The sequence below is a fragment of the Rhodococcus sp. NPDC047139 genome, from assembly GCF_040643435.1.
Classification (GTDB): Bacteria; Actinomycetota; Actinomycetes; order Mycobacteriales; family Mycobacteriaceae; genus Rhodococcus.
This window is the reverse complement of the sequence record NZ_JBEYUH010000005.1, coordinates 61,127-72,090: the sequence shown is the minus strand read 5'-3', so window position 1 is coordinate 72,090 and position 10,964 is coordinate 61,127. Positions and strand designations below refer to the sequence as shown.

The following is a 10,964-nucleotide window of genomic DNA, read 5'->3' as shown; positions in this document are numbered from 1 at the left end:
CCTCTCCATACGGAGTTGCCATGATCATCACCGGTGTCGCCGTGTGCCTCGTCGTACTTCTCGGGGCCGGCTTCTATTCCACCCGCAAGGTCCGCGGACAGGCCGGGAACTTCCTGCTCGCAGGTCGCTCGCTGGGCGCCCCCGTGCTCGCGGTCCTGCTCATGTCCCAGGTCATCGACTCCAACGCCACCCTCGGTTCCGCCGACCTTGCTGCCGGTTTCGGTTTCTGGGCGGGGGCAGCGATGCCGCTCGGGGTCGCGCTGAGTGTTCTTCTCGTCGGACTGTTCTTCGCGAAGCGTCTGCGAGCGACCGGTGTGGTGACCCTGCCCGAGTTCTTCGCACGCCGATTCGGCCGGGGCACCGAGATCACCGCCTCCGTACTCACCGTCGGCAGCTTCGGCATCCTCCTCGCCGGCAATCTCGTTGCACTCGGTTACCTCCTGCAGTACTTCCTCGGGCTGAACTACACGGTGGCCGTGCTGGTGATCATCCCGTTCGTCCTTGCCTACACGATGGCCGGTGGCATGTTCGCCAGCGTCTACACCGGCGTGGTGCAGTTCGCGGTCATGGCCGTGGGCATCGTCTCGTTGCTCGCATGGGTTGCCTTCGGTCCGGGCTTCACGCACGGCGACGGCCTCGGCATCGGTGATCTCGGGCAGCTCACCGATCCGGCGCAGGGGGCTGCGATCAACTGGGCGACGATCGTCGCTCTCGGACTCGGTAACCTCGTCGCGATCGACCTGATGCAGCGCGTGTTCTCCGCCAAGTCGCCGCACGCAGCCCAGCGCGCCTGCTTCTCGGCCGCGACCGGCATTCTCCTGCTCTGCGTGCCGCTGTCCTTCGTCGCTCTTGCGGCGGTGTCGATCGTCGGTGACAGTGCCGCCGACGGGCCGATCCTCTACGTCCTGCTCGGCCAGTACACCCCGGAATGGCTGTCGATCCTGGTGCTCTCGGGTCTGGTGACGGCCTCGCTGACCACCATCAGCGGTGTGCTGCTCTCCACCGCGACGGTGCTGGTGCGCAACGTCTTCCGTGTCGGCGGCGAGAACGCCGCGATGTCGTCGGACGTCATGAAGGCCACACGCCTGCTCATGCTGCCCATGGCGGCCTTCGGAGCGATCGTCGCCCTGCGTGTTCCGCAGACCGGCATCCTGCTCACCCTCACCTTCGACCTGCTGCTTGCCTCGCTGGTCGTGCCGTTCATCCTCGGACTGTTCTGGTCGCGCGGTGACGGTCGCGCCGTAGCGGCTGCCGCGATCGCCGGCATCACGGTCCGTGCCGGCTTCTTCGTCCTCACCCCGACGATCTACGGTGTCGACAACACTCTGCTGTATATCCCCAACTCGATGGTGACCTCGTCCGTCGACGGCTGGAGCACCTTCATCGGATTCCTGGTCTCGCTCGCGGCATACGTGATCGTCGCGCTGGTGCGGCGTCCCACGCCGACGCCGGTGCAGGCGCCGGTCACTGTGCCGGTCCTCGAGAAGCAGCCGGTCGCGGTGTAGTTCACCTTCCGAACCGGGGCTCGCTACCGCTGGAGCGGTGGCGAGCCCCGGTTCAGCGCGTCAGCCTTGCGATACGACGCGCAGCCTGCCGTAGTCGGTCGGCGACGGCGTCGAAGTGCTCGAGCTCGGCCCAGGTCCACCGAACCACCTCGAAACCTGCATCGCGAATGGCGTCCTGCCGGAGCTTCTCGTCGAACAGGTCGCGCGGGTCGCTGTACTTGATCCGGCCGTCGAACTCGCCGATCACACCGTTCTCCCAGAAGAAGTCGACGCGATAGCGCCGGCCGTCGAGAGTCCGGATCTCATGTTGGAGGATCGGACGTGGTAGTCCGGCTTCCGCGATGCGCAGCCGCGACAACGATTCCCCGACGCTCTCACTGCGCCCGTCCAGGAAAGGCACCACGGAACGCGCACGAGCGATGCCATGTCGAGCTCCGGCACATGCCAGCGCCTCCGCAAGGCAATCACGCACTTCGGGATACAGGCGAAGAGCGGAGTCGCCGGCGACCACCGCTTCACTGCGGGCAAGCGTGCGGGCAAGGTCGGTGACGGTGCGTGCGATCGACGTCACGGGCACTCCGTCGAGCGTCACCACCTCCCCGGCGAGTTCGGTGGGGTGCACGTGGATCTGCGAGGTGACCCGACCGCGTCGGGTGCTCGGCCGGGATATGTGGACGTGGTCGAGCGACACGTTCCACAGTTCGAAACCGTGCAGAGCCGCCGCCGACGCATGGCTGAGAGCCTCACCGGGCCCGAGCGTCGCTCCGACGTATCGTGCGCGCACGCGATGAACGCCGACCGGTCCGATGGTGCCGACGTCACGCCCGTGCAAATAACAACCGCGTGCAATCCGCACGAGCGAACCTGCGCGAACGGCATTGCGGATGTCGGTCTCGGAGAAACCCCCAGCGTGGAGCGAAGCATTGGTCAGGATGTTCGGGTCTGTCACGAGAACGATCCTGCCCGGCGTGGTGTCGGCCGACTCCCTGACAAGTCCGGGTTCGGTACACCTGTGGATCGATCGCGGGACTGTGCATGACGAGGCTTTGGCTGAAGTTTGCGCGCCGAAAAGAGTTGCGCGCGTGTTATAGCGGCGGCAAGCCGCGAGATTCCGCGCTCATGAGAGCGCTTGTTCAGCGTTGCACGATGTCGATCGTCCCCTTGCATACCGCGTTCTGGGTGTTGACGAACCACCAGCCCGCACCTGTCTGGAGTGTGACCGTGAAATCCACCGTTCCGGTGCCGGTCCAGGTGCGGTTCACTGGTATCCGCGGATGTTGTTGCAATGCTTCCCGGTCGCTGACGCTCCGGCCGGACTGCCCTGTATTGCGGTTGTGCCAGTCGACGAGCACCTGGGTGCCGTACCAGTTGATGCCGAGCGTGGGGAGCAGGCCCCCGGGTGGAATCGGAAGTTCGTTGCCGCCGGACAGCAGGAGTGACGGCTCGAGTGGCCCGTCCGGTGGCGCCGATTCGCCGGACGCCGCGTGAACGGTCCAGGTGAACGGTGGTGCCCAGAAGAGCGGATTCGCACTGGAACAGGTCATCGTCGTGGATGTCGGCGCAGCCTGGGCGACGCCCGCCGCTGCGATCATCGCTGTCCCGACAGCGCCGGCGGTGAGCAACGCGGCCGCTGTACGCCGGACCGTCTGTCCTGCCATATGTCCCCCTGCTTCGGTGTCGATTCCGACTGTTCCGGACACTCTGCACCATTTTTCTGTCGGCCGCAGGTTGTTTCGTGGTCAGGCGCCGAATCGACCCGCGACCACCGTTCCCTCGGGTGTGGGATCGCTGATCGTCGGATCAGGACTCCACCCCAGGATCGGCGGGACGAAGACGCACTCCAGCGGTCCGGCCGAGCCCGGATCGAGTGCCTCGAGCATGAACCACGCCGCATTCGGATCGTTGACGATGCCGGCATGTTCGACGAAATCGTTTGCACAGTGGTCCTGCAGCACGATATTCGTCGCGTTCGGTGCTTCGCGGTAGCCACTGGTGTACGGCAGCACGATCTCCTCGTAGCGGGTCATGATGTTCGTGTACGTCACCTCGTCGGCGTAGACCCCGGCCTGCTGGATGGTGTGGATCCAGTCCGAGCCGGCGAGGACCTGCGGGCACGCGCCGCAGCCGATCGCGTGGACGAGATTCTCCACGTCCTGGCGCACCCCGGCTCGCTCGAACAACTCGAACGAGGCCGCGAGCAGGAACGCGTGGCTGCCTTCGTAGACCGGCCCGAGCGAGACGTAGTCGTCGACCTTCTCGTTGCCGCCCAGGAACTTCACGTACCAGACGGGCATGAGCGTGCCCTGCGAGTGTCCGACCAGATCGACCTTCTCCGCACCGGTTGCGGCGAGTACCTCGTCGACGAATCCGGAGAGTTGCTGCGCGCTCTCCTGCATCGGGAGCAGACCGCCGACCGCGCTCAGCGGCCACGGAAGGTCGGCGTGGTTGCCGTAAGTGAGAGCGAAAACGCAGTACCCCTCGTTCGCGAGGAGGGGGCCGAGGTACGACCAGTTGTTCTGACGGTTGAGCACCGTTCCGTGGACGAGGATCACCGGATCGGGGTGTTCCTCCGACGGCTCGCAGTCCCAGTCGTTCGTGCCGGGCGCGCTGCCGTGCGGATCGCCGAATTCGTGTGCAAAGCCGTCGAGGAATGTCTTTCCTACCGGCAGGGGAGGTGGCGCGGGCTCCTCTGCCGCTGCCGTTCCCGCCCCGGCGATCGTGAAGGCGACCGCGAGCGCCGCGGCGACCCATGAACGTATGTGCATGCCCATCCCCCTGCAAGTATGTGGATGGGGCAGGAAGTTAACAGGAATTCTCGTCGCTCGGGGAGTAGCGCCGCCTCGATGGGATCGAGCCTTTCTGGCTCCCTCAGTGCTCGGTGTCCTGCTGACGAGAGCGCGCGGACTCCACAGCTGCCGTCATCGCGACCAGGAAATCCCGCACGGCGTCCAGCCGGGCCGCGGAGAAGGTTTCGAGCGCATCTGATGCCTGGGCGATGAGCGGTCCGAAGAAGTCCCATCCGAGCTTCTCGGCGGCGGGCGTGACGCGCAGGATGACACGTCGCCGGTCTTTGCTGTCGCGGTCGCGTTGCACGTGGCCCGCCTTTTCGAGCCGATCGACGAGAGCTGTGACCGAGGCGGTGTTCAGACGGAGGTGTTCGGCCAGCCACCCGGGCGTCGCGAGCTCGCCCGCTCGCTCCCGGTCCAGGAGACCGATCAGTGCTCGGAGATCGGTGGGGTGCAAACCGTGCTCCTGCGCGAATTCGGCACCGAGAAGGTCGAGTTGCAGCGTGAGCGCGCGCAATCGATGAACCATGTCGAGTCTGCTGTCGTATTCCGCCATCACACCTCACCTCTCGACAGAGTCTACTCACCCGCCTAGTATCTCGATTATCGAGATATTCGACGGTGGAGGTTCCGATGCTCCGGTCACCCCGCATACCCTTCGTCGACACGGCCGAGGGCCGTGCCTTCTACGCCGCATACGACTCACTCCTGGCGAAGTGGCCGCGCGGCAGCATTATTCACGATCTTCCTTCTCGTTTCGGTACCACCCGCGTCACCGAATTCGGTCCACCCGAGGGTCCTCCGGTGCTGCTCCTCCCCGGCGCCGGAGCGACCTCCATGGTCTGGTTCGCCAACGTCGCCGCGCTGGGGGAGACTCATCGGGTCCTGGCCGTCGACCTCATCGGCGATGCCGGACGCAGCGTCGCCTCCGGCGATCCTGTCCGCAACGTCGACGACCTGCTCGAATGGCTCGGTTCCGTCGCCGACGCTCTCGGTGCGGCTCGGTATGCGCTCGTCGGTCATTCCTACGGCGCGATGATCGCGCTCGCGTCGACCCTCCGGGCTCCCGGCCGAGTGGAGCAACTCGTCCTGCTCGACCCCAACTCGTGCTTCGCCGGAATGCGATTCGGATACCTTCTTCGCGCGCTGCCGATCCTCCTCCGGCCCACCATTGCTCGCGAACGCGCCTTCCTCGCGTGGGAAACCCGAGGGGCGCAACTCGATCCCGACTGGGTCACTCTGATGGCGCTCGGCGCTGCGAGTTTCCCGACCGGGAGGACGATCGTGCCTCGGCGCCCCGATGCCGAGGCCCTGGCCCACTTGCCGGTGGGCACCACGGTCGTTCTTGCTCCGTTCGGGAAAGTGCACGATCCGGCGAGGGTGGCGCGGGCGGCGCAGGCTGCACTGCCGTCCTGCCGGGCCGTCAACCTCTCCTCCGGTACCCACCACACAGTGCCGATGAATCCGGGCGACGAGGTCGATGCCGTGCTGCGGGACGCCCTCGGGCGGGCGGTGGGCGAGGACGACCGGCCCGCAGACGATCATCCATTGTGACCTAGATCACCAGGCTTCGCACCTCTGCTCGTTTCTGCAGGTCACCGCCTGGTAGCCCACCGTTCTGCACGGGTTCGAGGTCGTGATGTGATGCAGAAATCGTGGAGCAGTCGAAACGGAGTCGCTACGGTTGATGACGGTCGAGTGCCCCCGAAACGGGCGAATGGAAGTGAGAGATCATGGGCAGCTCTCCAGCCCCTGAGCGAACAGCCGAATATCCCAGACCTTCCCACACGCTTCTCCACCTCACCGACACCCATCTCGTCGGTGGCAACGAGCTCCTCTACGGCACTGTCGACGCCGACACCCGCCTCGGCCTGATTCTCGAGGACATTCGTGCGTCACAGGTCCGTCCCGACGCCTTGGTATTCACCGGAGACCTCGCCGATCGCGGTCAACCCGACGCCTACCGCAAGCTTCGCGGGCTTGTCGAACCGCTGGCAGCAGCGCTCGGCGCCGAGATCGTCTGGGCCATGGGTAACCATGACGACCGGGCCGTTTTCCGGGAAGAACTGCTGGACGCAGCGCCCATCGGCGCGCCCATCGACGAAGTCCACATGGTCGGCGGACTGCGAATCATCGCGCTCGACACTTCGGTTCCGGGTTATCACCACGGCGAGGTATCTGCCGAGCAACTCGACTGGCTGGCCGACGAACTCTCCACGCCCGCACCGTTCGGTACCGTTCTCGCACTGCATCATCCACCGGTGCCCAGCGTCTTCGACATGGCCGTCCTCGTCGAACTACGCGACCAGGCCGGCCTCGCCGAGGTGCTGCGCGACACCGATGTGCGTACGATCCTCGGCGGCCACCTGCACTATTCGACCTCGGCGACCTTCGCGGGCATCCCGGTGTCCGTCGCCTCGTCCACCTGTTACACGCAGGACCTCAACGTTCCGGTCGGCTCGCAGCGCGGGCACGACGGCGCGCAGGGATTCAACCTGGTGCACGTTTATCCGGACACGATCGTCCATTCGGTGGTGCCCAGTGGTAGCTACGCCACCACCGGGGAGCCCCACACGGCCGAGGACGCCGCACGACTCCTCGCCGAAGCCGGCATCCGCATTCCCGACAACCCCGACATCACGGTTCGCGTCTGACGACATCAGGCCGGGGGAGGGAAGCGCCCGTCGAGTCGGAAGGTCAGCCGGGACAGCCGGTTTCCCAGGGCGCCGGAATCGGATAGTACCGCTCGAGGAATTGTGTCACCTTCGCGGTGCGCAACTCCAGGTCGACCTCGGGCCTGCTGCCGTCGTTGAGGCAGAGGAGGTCCATGTTGCGTCGAGTCAGGAGCGTGTCGAGCCGACGCAGCCCGGATTTCGCCGTGGTGTCGACATACTCCACCCTCGCCGCGGTCTGCTGGACCGCACGACCGGTCATCAGCGCGTAGTAGTGGTAGAAGGAATTCGTCACCGAGATGTTGTCGGCAGCTCGGAAGGGGCTCGCCGCCGTTGCTGCGAACTCGTTCGCGAACTCCGCCTCCATCTCCGCCATGATCGACCTGCGCAGCGGAACGGGAGTGTGTTCGAGGTGCCGAGTGATGGTGATTCCGAACCGATCTTGCAGAAGCTTACGGTTCATGCGCGCGGAGTTCTCGAATCCGCTGCGCGCGGCATGGTTCCGGCCGAGCCCGATGCGCACGTCCCACTCGATGAACTTGCTTACGCCTCCGCCGGAGAAGAACAGGCTCGGGCTCACCCGGCGACCGAAGAACATATCATCGTTCGAGTAGAGGAAGTGCTCGGACAATCCGGGAATATGATGCAGCTGCGACTCGACCGCCATGGAGTTGTGTGTCGGTAACACGGACGGATCGGCGAAGAACTCCTCGCTGCGTACGAACGTCACGCGCGGGTCGTCGGCGAGCCAGGCGGGTCGCGGCGAGTCGGTCGCGACGAAGATCCGCCGCACCCACGGCGCGTACATGTGCACCGACCTCAGTGCGTACTTGAGTTCGTTGATGTGGCGATAGCGTGCAGGTGAATCGTCGCCTTCACCGACGACATAGTTCTGCATCAGCTTCGCGCGCCTGGCCTGGAACGACTTCGACGACCCGTCGACCCAGGAGAAGACCAGGTCGATCTCGAACGGTATGTCTCCCGGATGCCGGTCGAACATGCCTTCGATGGTGGGCCAGAGCTGTCCGTACCGTTCGACCGTCGTTCGTCGCATCTCGTCGCGCAGTGCGATCGTGCGGGTGAGGGCGTTCGGGCGAGGCATGATCACTTCGTCGTCGGTGTAGGTCCACAGTTCGATCTGCACACCGTTCGACGGTCCGTAGCGCAACCCGCTGGTCGGTTCGAACCGCGGCCGGAACACCCGGAACACCCGGTCCTTCTTGTTTCGTGAGAGGTGCCCGTCCGCCACCGGAACCGGGCGCCGTTTCGTCCCCACGGCCTTCGAATAGAAGGGTTCGTCGGCACATCCTTCGGCGACAGCGGCGTGCAGTCGCTTCCGATCGGACCGGTCGATCGCCAGAATCGGACGCGGACTGTCGTCGCGCACGAGGAGGTAGTCGATCCGCGCACGGTCGAGTACCCGGCGCAGGAACAAAAGATCCTCGACCTGCGCCTCGTGAGGTGTGGTCGTCGTGATCGGGATCGCGTAGCGACCCTCGAACCACACGGACTCCTGGCGGGTCGCGGGTGTGCGGAGCGCGGTGCGCTCACGCGGTGAGACGTCTCCGAGGTGCTGAGAACGGGAGACATAGGAAGCGTTCTGAGGGGCCGGCGTGTGCGTCGGAATCTCCTTTCACGGGTCGGGACCGGGAATGGTCCATTTCTAACTCCGTGCGGCTAACACCCCGAGTCTGTCGTGTGACGATCTCGTGAATGCACACGCGCTCGGTTGTCGAATGTGCTCCACCTCGGGTGTAGCCTGTGCCCAGGACTCGACACGGGGTGCCGGAAACGGCTGAGAGAACACCCGTCGAACCTGATCTCGATTATGCGAGCGAAGGGATGCCGAGCCGGCGACAGGACACAGGTCTGTCGCTGTCACGCACCCTTCCCGACCCAGGGAAGGTACAAGAATGTCGTCATTGCAGAACCGGATCGTCCTCGTGACCGGTGCCGGGCGTGGCCTCGGTTACAGCCTCGCGCAGGCATTCGCCGAGGAAGGGGCCGCAGTCGTTCTCGACTACCGGACCAGCGGTGAGAGCGCGCACGAACTGGCCGACGAGATCGGACGCGACCGCGCCATCGCCATTCGGGCCGACGTCACCGACCGCACCGAAGTCGTGTCGTTGTTCGACCGCGCCCGCGAGCACTTCGGACGACCCGTCACGACGGTCGTCAACAATGCCCTGCCGGACTTCTCGTTCAACGGTGACGCGCGCGCCAAGGCCGACGAGATCGGATACGCCGACTTCGGAACCCAGTTCGACGGCGTCGTCGGGGGAGCGGTCAACGTCATCCAGGCAGCTTTGCCGGGCATGCGGGAGGCCGGGGGCGGCAGCATCGTGAACATCGGAACCAACCTGTTCCAGCACCCGGTGGTCCCGTACCACGACTACACCGCAGCCAAGGCGGCACTGTTGTCGCTGACCCGCACCTTCGCCGCCGATCTCGGACCCGACGGTATCCGCGTCAACATGGTCTCCGGCGGTCTGCTCCGCACGACCGACGCATCGTCGGCGACCCCGGAGGAGGTGTTCGACCTGATCGCGTCGTCGACGCCGCTGCGGAAGGTGACCACTCCCGAGGATTTCGCGGCAGCGGTGCTGTTCTTCGCATCCGACTGGTCGCGGGCAGTCACCGGGCAGAACCTGGTGGTCGACGGAGGGCTGGTGATGGACTGATGGCCGGTCCGCGCACCCTCCACCTGAATGCCTTTCTGTACGGGGTGGGCCACCACTCGTCGGCATGGCGCCACCCGGATTCCGCTGCCGAACGCATCGGCGACATCACCTATTTCGAGGAACTGGCCCGCACCGCCGAACGCGGATGCTTCGACGCGGTCTTCTTCGCCGACGGGCACAGCGTCGATCCGAAGTACACGGCCGGTACCACCTGGTTCCTCGAACCGCTGACCGCGCTGTCGGCGATGGCGCGCGCTACCGAACGGATCGGTCTGGTCACCACGATCTCGGCCAGCTTCTTCACGCCGTTCCACGCCGCACGGATGCTTGCGTCGCTCGACCACATCAGCGGAGGCAGGGTCGGCGCCAATATCGTGACGTCGATGTTCGACGGCGAAGCGCGCAATCACGGTTTCGAGGTTCTACCGCCGCACGCCGAACGCTATGCGCGAGCAGAAGAATTCATCGACGTTCTCTGCGCGCTGTGGGATTCGTGGGACGACGGTGTTCTCCTCGACAGGGCAGGCGGCAGATACCTCGATGCCGAGTCCATCCATCGTATCGACCACCAGGGCACATATTTCCGAGTGGACGGACCGCTGACCGTCCCGCGATGTCCCCAAGGGCGTCCTGTGCTCTTCCAGGCCGGCGCGTCGGAAACCGGGCGCAACCTCGCCGCCCGCCACGCCGAAGCCGTCTACTCCGTTGCGTGGGATCTGACCGCGGCACTCGACTACGCCACCGACCTGCGTGCACGAATCTCGGCAGCCGGCAGGGATTTCGGTTCGGTTGCGATCCTGCCGGGCCTCGTGACCTATGTCGGGCGCACCGAAGAGGAGGCGTGGGCAAAGAAGACAGAGCTCGATGCACTCCTCGACGTCGACGCTGCCGTCGCACAACTCGGAGTCTTCACGGGTCGCGACTACACCGACCACGAACTCGACGCGCTCGTCGACGACCTCGCACCCATCGAGGAATTCACAGGTCCACAAGGGCGGTACGCGACGGTGCAGCGCATCATCGAAACCCGACGTCCCAGCCTGCGTGAATTGCTCGGCTACCTCGCGGCAGGCGGTGGTCATGCGCCGATGATCGGCACCCCCGAGTCCGTCGCCGACGAGATCGAGGAATGGTTCGACGCCGGCGCCTGCGACGGGTTCAACCTCATGTGTCCCAGCTATCCCGACTCTCTCGACGACTTCGTCGACCTGGTGGTGCCGGAGTTGCAGCAACGCGGCCTGTTCAGAACCGAGTACCCCGGCAGAACTCTGCGCGACTCGCTCGGCCTGAAGACGCTGTAACTCGCCGGTCCGTTCGATC

General features: G+C 65.4%; 10 protein-coding genes and 1 riboswitch. Of the genes, 5 read left to right on the top strand and 5 right to left on the bottom strand.

The genetic code is table 11. The features are described 5' to 3' along the window. Window positions 1–20: 20 nt before the first annotated feature. Window positions 21–1,505, top strand: a complete 1,485-nt coding sequence (locus ABZ789_RS07765; protein WP_358421403.1) for a sodium:solute symporter family protein — start codon at window positions 21–23, stop codon at window positions 1,503–1,505. Between the two features lie 52 nt (window positions 1,506–1,557). Here the strand turns inward: ABZ789_RS07765 and ABZ789_RS07760 are convergent, their stop codons facing one another. The 4 genes from ABZ789_RS07760 to ABZ789_RS07745 form a co-directional block, all read right to left on the bottom strand. After that, window positions 1,558–2,454: a type IV toxin-antitoxin system AbiEi family antitoxin domain-containing protein gene (locus ABZ789_RS07760; RefSeq protein WP_358421400.1), complete on the bottom strand. Its 897-nt coding sequence runs from the start codon at window positions 2,452–2,454 to the stop codon at window positions 1,558–1,560. Between the two features lie 184 nt (window positions 2,455–2,638). Next, on the bottom strand, window positions 2,639–3,163 hold the full coding sequence (locus tag ABZ789_RS07755; protein WP_358422119.1) for a hypothetical protein: 525 nt from the start codon (window positions 3,161–3,163) through the stop codon (window positions 2,639–2,641). A gap of 81 nt (window positions 3,164–3,244) precedes the next feature. Beyond that, on the bottom strand, window positions 3,245–4,270 hold the full coding sequence (locus ABZ789_RS07750; RefSeq protein ID WP_358421397.1) for an alpha/beta fold hydrolase: 1,026 nt from the start codon (window positions 4,268–4,270) through the stop codon (window positions 3,245–3,247). 103 nt (window positions 4,271–4,373) lie between these two features. Then, window positions 4,374–4,847, bottom strand: a complete 474-nt coding sequence (locus tag ABZ789_RS07745; protein WP_358421394.1) for a MarR family transcriptional regulator — start codon at window positions 4,845–4,847, stop codon at window positions 4,374–4,376. Between the two features lie 77 nt (window positions 4,848–4,924). Between ABZ789_RS07745 and ABZ789_RS07740 the strand changes: the two genes are divergently transcribed. Next, on the top strand, window positions 4,925–5,845 hold the full coding sequence (locus tag ABZ789_RS07740; RefSeq protein WP_358421391.1) for an alpha/beta fold hydrolase: 921 nt from the start codon (window positions 4,925–4,927) through the stop codon (window positions 5,843–5,845). 179 nt (window positions 5,846–6,024) lie between these two features. Further along, complete coding sequence (locus ABZ789_RS07735) at window positions 6,025–6,945, top strand: phosphodiesterase (RefSeq protein ID WP_358421388.1); 921 nt, start codon at window positions 6,025–6,027, stop codon at window positions 6,943–6,945. Window positions 6,946–6,988: 43 nt separating this feature from the next. On the opposite strand, the gene ABZ789_RS07730 is transcribed toward ABZ789_RS07735, so the two are convergent. Next, the gene (locus tag ABZ789_RS07730; protein ID WP_358421385.1) at window positions 6,989–8,470 is read right to left on the bottom strand and encodes a stealth family protein; all 1,482 of its coding nucleotides are present in this window, start codon (window positions 8,468–8,470) and stop codon (window positions 6,989–6,991) included. A 261-nt stretch (window positions 8,471–8,731) separates the two neighbouring features. Next, window positions 8,732–8,823, top strand: a riboswitch (TPP riboswitch). 53 nt (window positions 8,824–8,876) lie between these two features. Here ABZ789_RS07730 and ABZ789_RS07725 point away from each other — a divergent pair. Both ABZ789_RS07725 and ABZ789_RS07720 read left to right on the top strand, forming a co-directional pair. Beyond that, on the top strand, window positions 8,877–9,644 hold the full coding sequence (locus tag ABZ789_RS07725) for a 3-oxoacyl-ACP reductase (protein ID WP_358421382.1): 768 nt from the start codon (window positions 8,877–8,879) through the stop codon (window positions 9,642–9,644). Further along, window positions 9,644–10,945 carry an LLM class flavin-dependent oxidoreductase gene (locus ABZ789_RS07720; protein WP_358421379.1) on the top strand — a complete coding sequence of 434 codons (1,302 nt, stop codon included), beginning with the start codon at window positions 9,644–9,646 and terminating at the stop codon, window positions 10,943–10,945. Before ABZ789_RS07725 ends, ABZ789_RS07720 begins: the two co-directional genes overlap by 1 nt. Window positions 10,946–10,964 lie beyond the last annotated feature (19 nt).

Coding starts and splice junctions, on each gene's coding strand:
- ABZ789_RS07755 (WP_358422119.1), bottom strand. CDS start 3,163: ATGGCAGGACAGACGGTCCGGCGTACAGCGGCCGCGTTGCTCACCGCC.
- ABZ789_RS07725 (WP_358421382.1), top strand. CDS start 8,877: ATGTCGTCATTGCAGAACCGGATCGTCCTCGTGACCGGTGCCGGGCGT.
- ABZ789_RS07720 (WP_358421379.1), top strand. CDS start 9,644: ATGGCCGGTCCGCGCACCCTCCACCTGAATGCCTTTCTGTACGGGGTG.
- ABZ789_RS07765 (WP_358421403.1), top strand. CDS start 21: ATGATCATCACCGGTGTCGCCGTGTGCCTCGTCGTACTTCTCGGGGCC.
- ABZ789_RS07750 (WP_358421397.1), bottom strand. CDS start 4,270: ATGCACATACGTTCATGGGTCGCCGCGGCGCTCGCGGTCGCCTTCACG.
- ABZ789_RS07735 (WP_358421388.1), top strand. CDS start 6,025: ATGGGCAGCTCTCCAGCCCCTGAGCGAACAGCCGAATATCCCAGACCT.
- ABZ789_RS07745 (WP_358421394.1), bottom strand. CDS start 4,847: ATGGCGGAATACGACAGCAGACTCGACATGGTTCATCGATTGCGCGCG.
- ABZ789_RS07740 (WP_358421391.1), top strand. CDS start 4,925: ATGCTCCGGTCACCCCGCATACCCTTCGTCGACACGGCCGAGGGCCGT.